The organism is Pseudomonas sp. B21-059 (assembly GCF_026016285.1).
Lineage (GTDB): Bacteria > Pseudomonadota > Gammaproteobacteria > Pseudomonadales > Pseudomonadaceae > Aquipseudomonas > Aquipseudomonas danubii.
The window spans coordinates 5,122,939-5,137,945 of the sequence record NZ_CP087201.1 but is presented as its reverse complement, the minus strand read 5'-3'; the positions used below and the strand labels follow the sequence as shown (position 1 = coordinate 5,137,945).

General features: G+C 63.3%; 16 protein-coding genes. 11 read left to right on the top strand and 5 right to left on the bottom strand.

Translation table 11 applies throughout. The features are described from left to right. Nucleotides 1-31 precede the first annotated feature (31 nt). Nucleotides 32-664 carry a glutathione S-transferase family protein gene (locus tag LOY69_RS22650; protein WP_265073618.1) on the bottom strand — a complete coding sequence of 211 codons (633 nt, stop codon included), beginning with the start codon at nt 662-664 and terminating at the stop codon, nt 32-34. 100 nt (nt 665-764) lie between these two features. Next, a complete protein-coding gene (locus tag LOY69_RS22645; RefSeq protein WP_102860627.1) occupies nt 765-1,196 on the bottom strand; it encodes a PACE efflux transporter in 432 nt (143 codons plus the stop codon). 123 nt (nt 1,197-1,319) lie between these two features. On the opposite strand from LOY69_RS22645, the gene LOY69_RS22640 reads away from it, so the two are divergent. Then, nucleotides 1,320-2,237 carry a LysR family transcriptional regulator gene (locus LOY69_RS22640; RefSeq protein ID WP_265073617.1) on the top strand — a complete coding sequence of 306 codons (918 nt, stop codon included), beginning with the start codon at nt 1,320-1,322 and terminating at the stop codon, nt 2,235-2,237. On the opposite strand, the gene LOY69_RS22635 is transcribed toward LOY69_RS22640, so the two are convergent. Continuing rightward, nucleotides 2,234-3,163: a LysR family transcriptional regulator gene (locus tag LOY69_RS22635; protein WP_265073616.1), complete on the bottom strand. Its 930-nt coding sequence runs from the start codon at nt 3,161-3,163 to the stop codon at nt 2,234-2,236. The two genes, LOY69_RS22640 and LOY69_RS22635, sit on opposite strands and share 4 nt — an antisense overlap. A gap of 66 nt (nt 3,164-3,229) precedes the next feature. Here LOY69_RS22635 and LOY69_RS22630 point away from each other — a divergent pair, with 66 nt between their 5' ends. Continuing rightward, a complete protein-coding gene (locus tag LOY69_RS22630) occupies nt 3,230-3,850 on the top strand; it encodes a LysE family transporter (protein WP_102880637.1) in 621 nt (206 codons plus the stop codon). 6 nt (nt 3,851-3,856) lie between these two features. On the opposite strand, the gene LOY69_RS22625 is transcribed toward LOY69_RS22630, so the two are convergent. Further along, the gene (locus tag LOY69_RS22625; RefSeq protein WP_102880636.1) at nt 3,857-4,888 is read right to left on the bottom strand and encodes a LacI family DNA-binding transcriptional regulator; all 1,032 of its coding nucleotides are present in this window, start codon (nt 4,886-4,888) and stop codon (nt 3,857-3,859) included. Nucleotides 4,889-5,103: 215 nt separating this feature from the next. Between LOY69_RS22625 and LOY69_RS22620 the strand changes: the two genes are divergently transcribed. Beyond that, entirely contained in the window at nt 5,104-5,637 is a 534-nt protein-coding gene (locus LOY69_RS22620) for a gluconokinase (protein WP_102860632.1), read from the top strand. A gap of 84 nt (nt 5,638-5,721) precedes the next feature. Beyond that, nucleotides 5,722-7,074: a GntP family permease gene (locus LOY69_RS22615; protein ID WP_047305702.1), complete on the top strand. Its 1,353-nt coding sequence runs from the start codon at nt 5,722-5,724 to the stop codon at nt 7,072-7,074. A gap of 175 nt (nt 7,075-7,249) precedes the next feature. On the opposite strand, the gene alaC is transcribed toward LOY69_RS22615, so the two are convergent. Next, complete coding sequence (gene alaC, locus LOY69_RS22610) at nt 7,250-8,461, bottom strand: alanine transaminase (RefSeq protein WP_102880635.1); 1,212 nt, start codon at nt 8,459-8,461, stop codon at nt 7,250-7,252. 279 nt (nt 8,462-8,740) lie between these two features. On the opposite strand from alaC, the gene LOY69_RS22605 reads away from it, so the two are divergent. The 7 genes from LOY69_RS22605 (at nt 8,741) to kdpB (ending at nt 14,965) form a co-directional block, all read left to right on the top strand. After that, a complete protein-coding gene (locus LOY69_RS22605; RefSeq protein ID WP_110594805.1) occupies nt 8,741-9,403 on the top strand; it encodes a LysE family translocator in 663 nt (220 codons plus the stop codon). A gap of 69 nt (nt 9,404-9,472) precedes the next feature. Beyond that, nucleotides 9,473-9,961, top strand: coding sequence for a GyrI-like domain-containing protein (locus LOY69_RS22600; RefSeq protein ID WP_102860634.1), 489 nt, complete (start codon nt 9,473-9,475; stop codon nt 9,959-9,961). Nucleotides 9,962-10,214: 253 nt separating this feature from the next. Beyond that, entirely contained in the window at nt 10,215-10,313 is a 99-nt protein-coding gene (kdpF, locus tag LOY69_RS22595) for a K(+)-transporting ATPase subunit F (RefSeq protein WP_016968152.1), read from the top strand. Beyond that, nucleotides 10,297-10,467 carry a hypothetical protein gene (locus LOY69_RS22590; RefSeq protein WP_162884082.1) on the top strand — a complete coding sequence of 57 codons (171 nt, stop codon included), beginning with the start codon at nt 10,297-10,299 and terminating at the stop codon, nt 10,465-10,467. The genes kdpF and LOY69_RS22590 overlap by 17 nt, the downstream gene beginning before the upstream one ends. 13 nt (nt 10,468-10,480) lie before the next feature. Beyond that, nucleotides 10,481-12,187, top strand: a complete 1,707-nt coding sequence (kdpA, locus tag LOY69_RS22585; protein WP_110594803.1) for a potassium-transporting ATPase subunit KdpA — start codon at nt 10,481-10,483, stop codon at nt 12,185-12,187. Between the two features lie 9 nt (nt 12,188-12,196). Then, nucleotides 12,197-12,880: a K(+)-transporting ATPase subunit C gene (gene kdpC / locus LOY69_RS22580; RefSeq protein ID WP_102880631.1), complete on the top strand. Its 684-nt coding sequence runs from the start codon at nt 12,197-12,199 to the stop codon at nt 12,878-12,880. 12 nt (nt 12,881-12,892) lie between these two features. Continuing rightward, on the top strand, nt 12,893-14,965 hold the full coding sequence (gene kdpB / locus LOY69_RS22575; protein WP_123394109.1) for a potassium-transporting ATPase subunit KdpB: 2,073 nt from the start codon (nt 12,893-12,895) through the stop codon (nt 14,963-14,965). The last annotated feature ends 42 nt before the right edge of the window (nt 14,966-15,007 follow it).

The window sequence follows — 15,007 nt, the reverse complement described above, 5'->3', positions numbered from 1 at the left end:
TCGAATCTCCGGTGGGCTGAGAAGGGGCAGGCTAGGGCGTGCCGTTACGTCCATGCAGGACAAAGCCCGGACGCAGGCTGAGGCGTTCGTAGTAGGCGGCCACGGCGGGGAAGTCCGGGTGTTCCATCGGGGTCATCTTCCAGCGATTGACCGAGAGGCCAAGGACGATATCCGCCAGGCTGAAGTCTTCACCGAGAACATAGTTCCCGGTGCTCTCAAGCTGCCGTTCAAGGATCGCCATCTTGCCGTTCCAGGCCAGCAGGCTGGCGCCGATGCGCCGGCTGTCCTGGCAATCCGGATGCTGGCGCACCAGGCCCATGAAGGCGTAGCTCCAGGCCGGATTGAGTTCGGTGGCCTGCCAGTCCATCCACTGTTCCACCAGGGCCCGGGCTCGCGGGGCGATGGGCAGCAGGCCGCTGCCGGGGTGCAGGTTGGCCAGGTAGCGGCAGATGCTGTTGGACTCCCACAGGGCTCCGGCATCATCGATCAGCACCGGGACCTGGGCGTTGGGGTTGAGGGCGAGAAATTCGGGACTGTGGGTCGACTGGAAGCCGCTGCCCCAATCTTCCTGCTGGTAGGAAAGGTCCAGCTCTTCACAGGTCCACAAGACTTTCCTGACGTTGATGGACGAGGCTCTACCGAGAATTCTGCAGGAGGTTCCCATGACGCTTCCTTGTTCGTGGCACAGGTTGGCCATGGGAATCTATCAGCGAGCCAGGTTCTCGGCGACGGCCAAATTGCCTCCAGGGGTGTTTTGCCCAGCTTCAGGCCGGATCGGGCAGGGCCGAAGCCGGCAGACCGAAGACCCGGTCGAACAGCCAGTTGAAGGCGAAGGTGTAGCAGGGGATGAACAGGATCAGCGCCAGGTCCAGGAGGAAGGCCTGCACCAGGCTGATGTTCATCCACCAGGCGATGAGCGGGATCAGGAACACGATCAGGGTCAACTGGAAGCCCACGGCATGGGCGATGCGCCGCTTGACGGTGCGGGTGCGCGACGGCTGGCGGCTTTCCCAGCGCTCGAACAGGGTGGTGTAGATGAAGTTCCAGGTCACCGCGATGCTGGTGATGACCACGGCCAGCGGCCCGGTGCTGCTGGGGGACGTGCCGGACAGCAGGGCCAGGCCGAGGGCCGAAAACGTCATGCCGAACACCTCGAACAGGGATACGTAGACCAGTTTGCGTTTCACGCCTTGCATGGAAATTCCTCGGTATTGAATGGCAATGGCCAGGGCTGGACTGGCGCAGGGCGCGAAAGGTAGCTTCAATAGCGATGACAGAAAAAGTCGGAAGCTTTCAGTTTTATTGATAGGTTGCCCCCCATGAATTTCTCCAGTGACAGCATCCAGTTGTTTCTCGCCGTGCTCGAGCGCGGTTCCTTTTCTGCGGCGGCCCGCTCCCTGGGCAAGGTGCCCTCGGCGGTCAGCATGGGTATTGCCAACCTTGAGGCTGAACTGGGTTACGCCCTGTTCGATCGCCGCCATCGCGAGCCGGTGCCGACGCCCCTGGCCCTGTCCCTGGCGCCCCATGCGCGGTTGATCGCCGACCAGCTCAAGCAGTTGCAGGTGCACGCCATCGAGCTGTCCCTGGGCCTGGAGAGCAAGCTGTCGATCGCCGTGGTGGATGACATCGACAAGCAGCGAGTGCTGGCCGCCATCAAGCTGATTGCCGAGCGCTATCCGCTGCTGGAGGTGGAGGTGCTCAGTGCCCCCCAGGATGATGTGCTGCAACTGCTGCACAGTGGGCGGGTGAGTGTGGGCGTGGCCTTTGCCGGCTTGAGCGTGAATGCCCTGGAGTATTTCCAGTACATCGGCAGTGAGCGGGTGATTGCTTGCATCTCGCCGCGACATCCGGTGTTTGTGGCCAGCGATGGCTCGTTGTACCTGGAGGAGCTGATCCGGTTTCGCCAGGTTGTGGTGGCCAGTCGCGACTTGCCCATCAGCGATACGCGGCCCTTGGTGGGCGAGTCGCTGTGGCGCACCGACAGCCTGGCCATGGCCCTGCACATGGTGGAAGCCGGCATCGGCTGGGGCAATTTCCCCTTGTCGGTGATCCAGCCGCTGCTGGCGGCAGGGCGCCTGCAGAGGCTGAAGTTCAAGAACCTCGACAACGGCTTGTCTTTGCCGGTGCATGCGGTGTGGCTGAAGAACCGGCCGCTGCAGAAGGGCGCCCTGGCCCTGGTGCAGTTGCTCAGTGGCGAAGATCCAGCGCTGGGGCCGCTGCCCGCCCCCGTGTTTTAGCCCAGGGCCTGTTCACGCAACCAGCGCAGCAAATGACCGGCCGCCGATGCGTCGCTGATCGCCTGGGCGGATAACAGGTAATAGGCGCTGCCGTCGGCGACGAAGTCGAAAGGGGCGCAAAGCAACCCTCCAGCCAGATCATCGCGCACCAGTTGCCAGGGGGCGATGGCCAGCCCGAGTCCCGCCACCGCCGCTTGCAGGCTGAAGTAGAAATGCTCGAAGACTTGCTCCTGGAGAGGCGGGGGAGCAGGCAGCTGCCGCTGTTGCAGCCACTGCTCCCAGGCTTGTGGCCTGGTGGTACTGTGCAGGCGCGGAGCGTGTTCCGCCAGGGTCGGCTGGCCGTTTGGCGAAGGGGTCCAGTCAGCCTGTTTGTCCGGCCGGCACACGGGGCCAATGGCTTCGTCGAACAGCCAGTGGGCCTGAGTTTCATCACTCCAGGCGAAATCGTTGCGGCGGATCGCCAGGTCGATGCCGGCATTGAACGAGAAAGGCCCGCCGCCGGCCAGCAACTGGATTGATATTTCCGGGTGAGCGGCCTGGAACGCCGGCAGGCGTGGAATCAGCCAGCGCATCAGCAGGGTCGGTTCGCAGGACAGCACCAGTGGCGCCTCGGGGTCCGGTGCCCGCAGGCGGCTGGCGGTGTTCTCGATCAGGTCCAGGGCCTGGGTCACGCTGTGCAGCAGTTCGGCTCCGGCCGGCGTCAGAAATACCCGGTGGCTGCGGCGTTCGAACAGCGCCGTGCCCAGGTCCTCTTCCAGGGCGCGCACGGCGCGGCTGATGGCGCCGTGGGTCAGGTGCAGGGCGGCGCCGGCCTGGGTGAAGCTTTCCAGGCGTGCCGCTGCTTCGAAGCAGCGCAAGGCGCCGAGGGGCGGCAGGCGTCGGCGCAATGTCTGTGAGTTTTTATCACTGAGAGTGTCAGTTTTCATCGTTGGCTGTCCCCGTGCCGATCGCCATACAGTAGCGCCTGATTCTATAACCAAGGCGTATGTAACGTGACTGAACTGTTAGTCGTAATCACCATTACCATTCTTGCTGTACTCAGCCCCGGAGCCGATTTTGCCTTGGTAACGCGCAATAGCCTGATGCTCTCGCGCCGCCACGGTGTGTTCACTGCCCTGGGTATCGGGCTCGGGGTCATGCTGCATATCGGCTACAGCCTGCTGGGGGTGGGGGTGCTGTTGCAGCAGTCGCTGCTGTGGTTCACCGCGCTGAAGATTGCCGGGGCGCTTTATCTGATCTATCTGGGGATCAAGCTGTTGCGCGGCTCGGACCAGGGGCCGCACGAGGAGGGGGCGGCGAATGTCGAGACTTCGTCATGGGCGGCTCTGCGCAGCGGCTTTCTGACCAATGCGCTGAACCCCAAGACGATGATTTTCGTTCTCAGCCTGTTTATGCAGGTGATCCAGCCGGGCACGGCATTGCCGGTGCAGATCGGCTACGGGGGGATCATTGTCCTGGCTCACGTGTTGTGGTTCGTGGCGGTGGCGCTGTTTTTCTCGGCACCGGCCATTGCCAGTCGATTGCTGGGATACAAGCGCCGTATCGATCAGGTATTTGGTGTGGTGCTGGTGGGGTTCGGGCTGCTGCTCAGCGTGCTGAGCCTGCAGCCCTGAAACACCTCAGGTGCTTTCCCGCACCCGCAGCTCGAAGCCCATGTCCACCACGGGCTCGGCCACGCTATTGCCGGCCAGCAGGGTCAGCATCTGCTCGGCTGCACGGCGGCCGATGGCTTCCCTTGGGGTGCTGATACTGCTCAGGCGCGGCACCATGTGTTCCGAGGAGGGCAGGTCGTTGAAACCCAGCACCGCCACTTGCTCCGGAACCTTGATCCCGCAGCGCATGGCTTCCAGCAGTGCGCCCTGGGCCAGGTCGTCGTTGCCGAAGAAGATGGCGTCGACTTGTGGCTGGCTCTGCATCAGTTGCAGGAACAGTTCGCCGCCCAGGCCCACGGAGGATGGGCGTGGGGTCAGCAGTTCCAGATCGGGGTTGTATAGCCCGGCCTCTTGCAGGGCGCGACGGAAACCTTCACCCCGCAGCAGAGTGCGTTGATCCAGTTGTGCGCCGACGTAGGCCAGGTGCTTGCGACCACGGGAAATCAGGTGCTGGGCGGCAGTCTCGCCCGCGTTCAACTGGGAGAAGCCCACGCAATTGAGCCCGGCGCCGGGGTCCAGGTCCATCATGTAGACGCAGGGGATGTTGTTGGCCTCGATCATCCGCCGGGCGCTTTCGGTACGGTCAAAACCGGTCAGCAACAGACCCCGGGGCTGGTAGGTCATGTAGTTGCGCAGCAGGTTTTCTTCTTCGTCCCGGGAGTAGTGGTAGTTGCCGATCAGCACTTCGAAGCCCTTGGGCCGCAGGACCTGATGAATGGCTTCCAGGGTTTCGATGAACAGCAGGTTGGACAGCGACGGCACCAGCACCACCACCGACTGGCTCTGGGCCGAGGCCAGGGCACGGGCGGCGGAGTTGACCACGTAGTTCAGCTCCTGCGCGGCCTTCTGCACCTTTTCCACCAGCTCGGTGGCCACGCTGCTGACGCCGCGCAGGGCCCGGGAGGCGGTGATCGGACTGACGCCGGCCAGTCGCGCCACTTCGTTGAGGGTAGGGCGCCCCGTGGTACGGGAGCTTTTATCGTTTTTATGAGGGGTCATCAGACGGCTTGCCAAACAAAATTCAAGTCACTAAGGTAGCGCTGTCCTGAAACAGCTGCAATGCGTGAGCGAGGTGTGCCTGACCCTCACTCTTTGGTTTGGCGGACTATATACGCGGCAACCCACAAAAATGACAAGAAGGCGTCGGCAGACACTGTTTTTGTACTAGAACTAGAACTAGCGAAGGTAGCGCTGTCTGCGCGCTGAGGTGTTACATGAGTCAATCTATTACCGCCCTGGTCATCATGGGTGTTGCCGGCTGTGGCAAATCCAGCGTCAGCCAGGCGCTGTGCCAACGCAGCGGCGCCACGGCCATTGAAGGCGATACGTTCCACCCTGCCGCCAATATCGCCAAGATGAGCGCCGGCATTCCCCTCGACGACGACGACCGTGCCGGCTGGCTCGACAGCCTCTGCGATGAATTGCGTCGGACCCTGGCCGCCGGTCAGCGTCCGGTACTGACCTGCTCGGCCTTGAAGCGCAAATACCGTGAACGCCTGCGCGCAGCGACCCCCGGTCTGGGCTTTATCTTCCTCGAACTGACACCGGCAGTGGCCGCCGATCGCGTGGCACACCGGCCAGGGCATTTCATGCCTTCGACCCTGATCGACAGTCAGTTCGCCACCCTCGAATCCCCCGTGGGGGAGCCGCTCACCCTGGCCCTGGATGCCAGCACCCTGAGCGTCCAGCGCCTGGCCGAACTGGCCAACCAATGGTGGCTGGAGCATGGCCTTGAACCTTCACATTAAGTGCTGGCTCGAAATAGGTAGCGCTATCCCACTCGGCCCTTGTTTTTAACGCTTAAATAAAAACAACAAACCGGAGGCAATCCCATGTTTGGCATGTCCCAAGAGACCTATCTGCTGGTTGATGCAGTGGTCACTATCATCGGCCTGATCGTCTTGATCACCCGATTCAAGCTGCATCCCTTTATTGCTCTGACCATTGCCGCGGGGTTCCTCGGCCTGACCTCGGGCATGCCGGTAGACAAGATCATCAAGGCGTTCCAGGACGGTTTTGGTGGCGTGCTCGGTTTTGTCGGCATCATCCTGGCCCTGGGCACCATGCTCGGAAAAATGATGGCCGAGTCCGGCGGCGCCGATCAGATTGCCCAGACCCTGATCCGTTCGTTCGGCAAGGAGCGGGTGCAGTGGGCGATGATGTTCGCCGCGTTCCTGGTGGGCATCCCGCTGTTCTTCGAGATCGGCTTCGTGCTGCTGATCCCGCTGGTGTTCATCGTGGCCCGACGCACCGGGGTGTCGCTGATCAAGATCGGCATTCCACTGCTGGCTGGCCTGTCGGCGGTGCACGGCCTGGTGCCGCCGCATCCGGGGCCGCTGCTGGCCATCGGCGTGTTTGGTGCCGACATTGGCAAGACCATTCTCTACGGCCTGATCGTTGCTCTGCCGACGGCCATCATTGCCGGTCCGATCTACGGCACCTTCATCGCCAAATACATCCCGGGTCACCCGTCCCAGGAGCTGGTGGACCAGTTGGCCCGTGAAAACACCTCGCAGAACCTGCCCAGCTTCAGCGTGACCTTGCTGACTGTGCTGCTGCCGGTGTTCCTGATGCTGCTCAAGACCTTCGCCGACGTGGCGCTGCCGGACGGGCATTTCTTCCGCATCTGGATGGACATGATCGGCCACCCGATCAGTGCCTTGCTGCTGGCCCTGCTGCTGTCGCTCTACACCTTCGGCTACAAGCAGGGCATCGGCTCCAAGCAGATCCTCGGTTTGCTCGACGCCAGCCTGGCGCCTACCGCGGCGATCATCCTGATCATTGGTGCCGGCGGTGGTTTCAAGCAGATGCTGGTGACCAGCGGCGTGGGTGATGTGATCGGCCACATGGCGGTCAATGCGCAGATCTCGCCGATCCTCCTGGCCTGGCTGGTGGCGGCGGTGATTCGTATCGCCACCGGTTCGGCCACCGTGGCCACCATCACGGGCGCGGGCATCGTGGTGCCTGTGGTGGGGATGATCCCCGGGGTCAACCGCGAACTGCTGGTGCTGGCCACCGGTGCCGGCTCCTTGATCCTGTCTCACGTCAACGACGCGGGCTTCTGGCTGGTCAAGCAGTACTTCAACATGACCGTGGCCGAGACGTTCAAGACCTGGACGGCGATGGAAACCATCCTCTCGGTGGTGGGCCTGATCTTTATCCTGTTGTTGTCGTTGGTGGTTTAAACGGCGGGGTTGTGGGCAAAGGCCCGAAGGGCCTTGCCCGGTGATCTGCCGTCAGCCCTTGATAGGCTTCTGAATCGCCGCGAGTGCTACGCACTCGTTCGCAGCCTGCGGCAGCGGCTACAGTGCAGGCACAAAAAAACCGCATCGCTGCGGTTTTTTTGTGGCTGAAGGAGTCTCAGCTTTTCTGCACCAGGGCGTCGGCGCGGAACATCCCGCGAATACCGCGCACCGCCTGGCGAATCCGGTCCTGGTTTTCGATCAGGGCGAAGCGCACATGATCGTCGCCGTACTCACCGAAACCCACCCCCGGCGACACGCAGACCTTGGCCTCGGCCAGCAGCTTCTTGGCGAATTCCAGGGAGCCCAGGTGCGCATAGGCTTCGGGAATCTTGGCCCAGACGTACATCGAGGCCTTGGGGTTCTCTACCATCCAGCCCAGCTCGTGCAGGCCCTTGACCAGCACATTGCGCCGTTGCCGGTATTGCTCGGCAATGTCCTTGACGCACTGTTGGTCGCCTTCAAGTGCCGCGATTGCTGCTACCTGCAGTGGGGTGAAGGTGCCGTAGTCGTGGTAGCTCTTGATTCGCGCCAGGGCGTTGACCAGCTCCGGGTTGCCGACCATGAAGCCGATGCGCCAGCCGGCCATGTTGTAGCTCTTGGACAGGGTGAAGAACTCCACCGCGATGTCCTTGGCCCCGGGCACCTGCATGATCGACGGGGCTTTCCAGCCGTCGTAGACGATGTCGGCGTAAGCCAGGTCGTGGATCACCAGCACGTCGTACTGCTTGGCCAGGGCGATCACCCGCTCGAAGAAATCCAGCTCCACGCACTGCGCGGTGGGGTTGGAGGGGAAGCCCAGGATCATCATTTTCGGCTTGGGGATCGAACCGCGAATGGCCCGCTCCAGCTCGGCGAAGAAGTCCACTCCGGGCACCAGTGGCACCGAGCGCACCTGGGCGCCGGCGATCACCGCGCCGTAGATGTGGATCGGGTAGCTGGGGTTGGGCACCAGCACCGTATCGCCCTGGTCCAGGGTGGCCAGCATCAAATGCGCCAGACCTTCCTTGGAACCGATGGTGACGATGGCTTCGCTTTCCGGGTCGATATCGACCTCGTAGCGATCCTTGTACCAGCGGGAAATCGCCCGGCGCAGCCGTGGAATGCCTTTGGAGGTGGAGTAGCCGTGGGTGTCCTCACGCTGGGCAACGGTCACCAGCTTTTCGACGATGTGCGGCGGAGTCGCGCCGTCGGGGTTGCCCATGCTCAAGTCGATGATGTCTTCGCCGCGCCGACGCGCAGCCATCTTCAGCTCGGCAGTGATGTTGAAAACGTAAGGGGGGAGACGATCGATGCGCGCAAAGCGGCGCGGCGAACCTTGTTCGGCCATTGTTGCCTCGAAAAGACGTAAGCGCCCGGAACCGTCCGAGCGACGTTGGCCACTGCGGTGGCCTGCGGGGGCAGACGATAAAGGCGCTGGCGCGGGCTTGTCCAGAGCAGCGGAAAAATATTTTTGCGCTGCCGGCGGTTTGCCCGGCTGGCGGGTTTGCCGCTATAACGTGCACGCTTTTTGCCTGCAAGGACGGCGCCCGGCCTGTGCCTGATTCGTTCGGGCGGATCTGATGCCGCTCGGCAGCTCTTCGAACAACAGCGTCAAACAGGATGAATGATGGAGTTTACCAGCGGCTTTTTGCTGAGCCTTTCGCTGTGCCTGGACATCGGCGTGGCCAATATCGCGATGATCACCCTGGCCATGCAGCGCGGCTATTTCCAGGGCTTCTGCCTGGGCCTGGGGACTTGCGTGGGTGACCTGATCTACGCGCTATTGGCCCTGGCCGGGATGACCGTACTGTTGCAGTACGAAACTGTGCGTTGGGTGCTGTGGATCGGCGGTTCGGCGCTGCTGGTGTATTTCGCGGCAAAGATGATCTACGCCGCCATTCATCACAGTGCGCTGCTGGCCACGGCGGGGGAGGCGGACCGCGGTTCGCCGCGCAAGGAGTTCCTGCGCGGGATCTTCCTGGCCATGTCTTCCCCCAGCGCGATCCTCTGGTTTGCCGCCGTGGGGGGCACCCTGATTGCTCGATCCGGTGGCGGCACGATTGCCGACTCCGGGTTGTTCCTGGCCGGCTTCTTTTGCGCCGGGCTGGTCTGGACCATGGGCCTGTGCCTGGCCGCGACCCAGGGCGGCAAGTTGCTGGGCGACAAGCTGTTGCGCTACTCCTACCTGGCATCTGCGGCGATCTTCTGCTATTTCGCGGTGTACGTGATCCTATCCGGTTATCAGGAGTTCATCGTCGGCGCCGGGGTGGTCGACCTTCCGGCGCTCTGATCCTGGCCCTGGCGATTGGCTTCTATACTTGCTGCCGTACCCATCTTTTCTGCGGCAGGAGTGGCATTCATGGATGAGCAAAAACAGGGCGCAGGTCCAGAACCGCGCTTCGAAAGAGAGCGTTTTCTGCTGATCGCCGGCTTCAGCGAGCGGTTTACCCCTGGCGCCAGCCAGGACATCGGTCAGCTCTGGCAGCGCTTCATCCCCCACATCGGCAAGGTGCCGGGGCAAGTGGATGAGGTGACCTACGGCATCTGTTGCAACCCCGATGGCCAGGGTGGCTTCGAATACCTGGCCGGAGTCGAGATCAGCAAGCTTGACGACCTGCCCGAGCGCTATCGCTGGATCGAGGTGCAGCCGCAGAACTATGCGGTGTTCGAGCACGGTGGCTCCTTGCAGGAACTGCCACAGACCTTCAACTACATCTGGAAGACCTGGCTGCCCCAGTCCGGTCGCGAGGCGGCCGATGCCCCGGAATTCGAGCGCTACAGCGCCGATTTCAACCCCGATACCGGCAGCGGCGTGGTGGAGGTCTGGCTACCGCTGAAAAGTGAATGATCCCCTCGGGGGCGCTGGCCGGCCCCCGATTCCCCCGGCCTTGGCCGCAATCTATACGCCGTCTTAATACCGCCCCCCGCAATCAGTGTCCGACCTTGATACGCCCTCACCTAACCTGCGTGGCGCAGAGGAGAGCGGCGGACGGCTCGTTCCCGACTCCCTGCCGGTGCCCGTTGCCGGGTGCCTGACCGGTTGCGCCCCGGGCCGCTGTCTGCGGTTGCGGCGCCGCCTCAATGGATTAAGGGGAAAAGCCTTGCTGACACTGGAATTCATCTACGGCGCCAGCGGTTTTTGCGCCGTGCTGCTGTTTGTCTACCTGGGTTACGCGCTGATCCGTGCCGAGAAATTCTGATGACCGCACCCAACGCTACCCCGGCATTTTCATTCGCCCGTCCGGGCATTCTCGAGAAAGGAAACCAGCCATGTACGACCTGATCTTCGTGGGCCTGTCCCTGGGGTTCTTTGTACTGACGGCCCTGGTCATCGTCGCCATGGGCAAGATTTGAACGGAGCATCGACATGTTGAGTACTGTGCTGGAATACGCGGTGATCCTCGGGGTAATGACCGGGCTCGCCGTACTCATGGGCAAATGGCTGGCCCGGGTCTTCAGCGGCCGCGGCCACGCCTTGCCCGAGCGGGCCACCTACCGCCTGCTGGGGATCGACCCCGGCGAAACCATGGGCTGGGCCCGCTATGGCTCGGCGCTGTTGCTGTCCAACGCGGCGATGATGCTCCTGGGCTACCTGGTGCTGCGCCTGCAAGCCGTCATGCCCCTCAACCCCCTGGGGTTGGCGGCGCAGACCCCGGACCTGGCGTTCAACACCACCGCGTCCTTTATCACCAACACCAACTGGCAGGCGTACTCAGGTGAAAGCAGCCTGTCGAACTTCAGCCAGATGGCGGTGATCACCTTCCTGATGTTCGTCGGCGCTACCGCCGGTGTTGTCGCCGCGGCCGGCTTCATTCGCGGCCTGAGCCGTTCCAGCTCGGCGGATATCGGCAACTACTGGGTCGACTTCACCCGCACCCTGTACCGGGTGATGCTGCCTTTGTGCCTGGTCATGGCCCTGGTCTATGTCTGGCAGGGCATGCCCCAGACCCTCAACTCCCAGGCCCTGGCCACCACCCTGGAAGGCGCCCAGCAGCAGTTGATCGTCGGCGCCGTGGCCAGCTTCGAGTCGATCAAGCACATCGGCACCAACGGTGGTGGCTTCTTCAGCATGAACGCCGCCCACCCGTTCGAGAACCCGACCCCGCTGACCAACGTCCTGCACATCCTCAGCATGTTGCTGATCCCTTCGGCACTGACCTACGCCTTCGGCAGCATGCTGCTGCGTCGGCGTCAGGGCTGGGTGTTCTTCGGCACTTTCCTGGTGATGTTCGTCGGCTTCCTGGCCATTGTCTTCACTGCGGAGCAGGGCGGTAATCCGCTGCTGACCCAGGTCGGTGCCGACCAGCAACTGTCGGCAACCCAGAGTGGCGGCAACATGGAAGGCAAGGAACTGCGCTTCGGCATCGCCGACACCGCGCTGTTCGTCACCACCACCACGGGCGCCACCACCGGTTCGGTGAACGCCATGCATGACTCGCTGACCCCCATGGGCGGTTTCGTGCCCCTGGCGCAGATGATGCTCAACTGCGTGTTTGGCGGTGACGGCGTGGGCTTTATCAACCTGATCCAGTACGCCCTGCTGACGGTGTTCCTGGTGGGCATGATGATCGGCCGCAGTCCGGAATTCCTCGGCAAGAAGATCGAGGCCCGGGAGATCAAGCTGGTGATGCTCTCGGTGCTCGCGCACCCGATCTGCATCCTCGGTTTCACCGCCCTGGCAGCGTTGTGGCCGGACACCATGAACAGCCTCAACAACCTTGGCCCCCATGGTTTCAGCGAGGTGCTCTACGCCTACGCCTCGGGTACCGCCAACAACGGTTCGGCGTTTGCCGGGCTCAATGCCAACACGCCGTTCTTCAACACCACCATCGGTCTGGCGATGCTCATGGGGCGTTTCTTCACCATGCTGCCGATGCTGGCCGTGGCCGGTTCGCTGGCGGCGAAAAAGAACATCCCGGCCGGTGCCGGCACCATTCCCACTGCCACGCCGCTGTTCATGTTCCTGGTGGTGTTCGTGGTGCTGGTGGTCGGTGGCCTGACTTTCCTGCCGGCCCTCGCGCTCGGCCCGCTGGTGGAGCAACTGCAGTTGCTGGCCGGCCAGACTTACAAGTAAGGGGTTGTGATGACGACGCAAATGCAAACCCAAGGCACCACTGCGGTGCTGTTCAAGGGCCTGTTGCGCCCGGTGCTGGTGGCGGCGGTGTTCTTCATGCTGCTGACCGGGCTGGCCTATCCGCTGGCGACCACCGTGCTGGCCAACCTGCTGTTCCCGTTTCAGGCCCAGGGCAGCCTGGTGCAGCGTGACGGGGTGGTGGTGGGCTCGGCACTGATCGGTCAGTCCTTCAGTCGCCCGGAGTATTTCCAGGGCCGCCCGAGCATGACCCTGGGCAGCGATCCGCTGGACCCGAGCAAGAGCGTGCCCCAGCCCTACAACGCCGGGGCCAGTGGTGCCAGCAACCTGGGCCCCACCAACCAGAAACTGGTGGACAGCGTAGCCGCGCGGGTCAACGCCTATCGCCAGCTCAACGGCCTGGCGGCGGACATGCAGGTACCGGTGGACGCGGTGACCGCTTCGGCTTCCGGCCTGGACCCGCACATCTCCCTGGCCAACGCCCAGCTGCAATTGAACCGGGTGGCCCGCCTGCGCAACCTGCCGCTGGCCGATCTGCAGGCGCTGCTGCAGGACCACAGCGAAAGCCGCACCTTCGGCCTGCTGGGCGAGCCCCGGGTCAATGTGCTGCAACTCAATCTCGCGCTGGATGCCCTGGCACCCGTGCATGCCTCGCCCCTTGCGGTCAGTGAGTAAGAGATACCGATCATGAGTAATAACCCTCGTATAGCGTTGTTCGACCGTGGGCTGCTGTTCACGGCGTGCCTGGATGCGGTGAAGAAGCTGCTGCCTCAGGCGCAGTGGAAGAACCCGGTGATGTTCGTGGTCTACCTGGGCAGCATTCTCACCACTTTGCTGTGGTTCCAGTCCCTGGGCGGTGAAGGCGAGGCCTCCAGCGGCTTCATCCTCAGCATCACCCTGTGGCTGTGGTTCACCGTGCTGTTTGCCAACTTCGCCGAAGCCCTGGCCGAGGGCCGCAGCCGGGCCCAGGCCGCGAGCCTCAAGGGCATGAAGCGCCAGACCCTGGCCAAGCTGTTGCAGCAGCCCAAGCATGGCGCTGCCTGGTTGCCCATGGCTGCCAGCGAGCTGCGCAAGGACATGGTGGTGCTGATCGAAGCCGGCGACCTGGTGCCTTTGGATGGCGAGGTCATCGAAGGCGTGGCCACGGTGGACGAGAGCGCCATTACCGGTGAATCGGCGCCGGTGATCCGCGAGGCCGGGGGCGACTTCTCCTCGGTCACCGGCGGCACCAAGGTGCTGTCCGACTGGCTGGTGGTGCGCATCAGCGTCAACCCCGGTGAGTCGTTCCTGGACCGCATGATCTCCATGGTGGAATCGGCCAAGCGCCAGAAGACCCCCAACGAGGTGGCCCTGACCATTCTCCTGGTGGGGCTGACCCTGCTGTTCCTGCTGGTGATCGTGACCCTGAGCCCGTACTCGATCTTCGCCGTGGCCATGAGCGGCACCGGCAGCGTGATCAGCGCCACGGTGATGGTGGCGTTGCTGGTGTGCCTGATTCCCACCACCATCGGCGGCCTGCTCTCGGCCATCGGCGTGGCGGGTATGAGCCGGATGATGTCGGCCAATGTCATTGCCACTTCCGGGCGCGCTGTGGAAGCCGCTGGTGACGTCGACGTGCTGCTGCTGGACAAGACCGGCACCATCACCCTGGGCAACCGTCAGGCCAGCGCCTTCCTGCCGGCCCCGGGAATCAAGGACAGCGAACTGGCGGACGCCGCGCAACTGGCCTCCCTGGCGGACGAAACCCCGGAAGGCCGCAGCATCGTGGTGCTGGCCAAGCAGAAGTTCGACATCCGTGGCCGCGACATCGAGGCCCTGGGCGCCAGCTTCGTGCAGTTCAGCGCGCAGACCCGCATGAGCGGCGTCGACCTGCCGCAGGGGCGCAGCATCCGCAAGGGTGCGGCCGATGCCATTCGCCGGCACATCGAAGCCCTGGGTGGCAGCTTCCCGCCGGCCTTGCAGGCCAAGGTCGACGAAGTCTCCCGGCGCGGCAGCACGCCGCTGGTGGTCAGCGACGGCGCCCAGGCCCTGGGCGTGGTGGAACTCAAGGACGTGGTCAAGGGCGGGATGAAGGAGCGCTTTGCCGAACTGCGGCGCATGGGCATCAAGACCGTGATGATCACCGGCGACAACCGCCTGACCGCGGCGGCGATTGCCGTGGAGGCCGGGGTCGATGATTTCCTCGCCGAGGCCCGTCCCGAGGACAAGCTGCAACTGATCCGCGACTACCAGGCCAAGGGCAAGCTGGTGGCCATGACCGGCGACGGCACCAACGACGCCCCGGCCCTGGCCCAGGCCGACGTTGCGGTGGCGATGAACAGCGGCACCCAGGCGGCAAAGGAAGCCGGCAACATGGTCGACCTGGACAGCAACCCGACCAAGCTGATCGAGGTGGTGGAAGTCGGCAAGCAGATGCTCATGACCCGCGGCGCCCTGACCACCTTCAGCGTGGCCAACGACGTGGCCAAGTATTTTGCTATCGTACCGGCCGCGTTCGTCGCCACTTACCCGCAATTGGGCGCGTTGAACGTGATGCAACTGACCAGCCCGAACTCGGCGATTCTCAGTGCGGTGATCTTCAACGCGCTGATCATCGTGTTCCTCATCCCCCTGGCGCTCAAGGGGGTGAAGTATCGGTCCATCGGCGCGGCGGCCTTGCTTAACCGCAACCTGCTGATCTACGGATTGGGCGGGGTGCTGGTACCCTTTGCCGGGATCAAGCTGATTGACATGCTGCTGGCCGGGCTTGGCCTGGTTTGACGCAAGGACAGGCAATGCGGCGCTCCCTGGGGGCGCCGCATT

Bases quoted from the DNA above. Each gene is read 5' to 3' on its own strand.
- LOY69_RS22650 (WP_265073618.1), bottom strand. From the start codon at position 664: ATGGGAACCTCCTGCAGAATTCTCGGTAGAGCCTCGTCCATCAACGTC.
- LOY69_RS22645 (WP_102860627.1), bottom strand. From the start codon at position 1,196: ATGCAAGGCGTGAAACGCAAACTGGTCTACGTATCCCTGTTCGAGGTG.
- LOY69_RS22640 (WP_265073617.1), top strand. From the start codon at position 1,320: ATGAATTTCTCCAGTGACAGCATCCAGTTGTTTCTCGCCGTGCTCGAG.
- LOY69_RS22635 (WP_265073616.1), bottom strand. From the start codon at position 3,163: ATGAAAACTGACACTCTCAGTGATAAAAACTCACAGACATTGCGCCGA.
- LOY69_RS22625 (WP_102880636.1), bottom strand. From the start codon at position 4,888: ATGACCCCTCATAAAAACGATAAAAGCTCCCGTACCACGGGGCGCCCT.
- LOY69_RS22620 (WP_102860632.1), top strand. From the start codon at position 5,104: ATGAGTCAATCTATTACCGCCCTGGTCATCATGGGTGTTGCCGGCTGT.
- LOY69_RS22615 (WP_047305702.1), top strand. From the start codon at position 5,722: ATGTTTGGCATGTCCCAAGAGACCTATCTGCTGGTTGATGCAGTGGTC.
- alaC (WP_102880635.1), bottom strand. From the start codon at position 8,461: ATGGCCGAACAAGGTTCGCCGCGCCGCTTTGCGCGCATCGATCGTCTC.
- LOY69_RS22605 (WP_110594805.1), top strand. From the start codon at position 8,741: ATGGAGTTTACCAGCGGCTTTTTGCTGAGCCTTTCGCTGTGCCTGGAC.
- LOY69_RS22600 (WP_102860634.1), top strand. From the start codon at position 9,473: ATGGATGAGCAAAAACAGGGCGCAGGTCCAGAACCGCGCTTCGAAAGA.
- kdpA (WP_110594803.1), top strand. From the start codon at position 10,481: ATGTTGAGTACTGTGCTGGAATACGCGGTGATCCTCGGGGTAATGACC.
- kdpC (WP_102880631.1), top strand. From the start codon at position 12,197: ATGACGACGCAAATGCAAACCCAAGGCACCACTGCGGTGCTGTTCAAG.
- kdpB (WP_123394109.1), top strand. From the start codon at position 12,893: ATGAGTAATAACCCTCGTATAGCGTTGTTCGACCGTGGGCTGCTGTTC.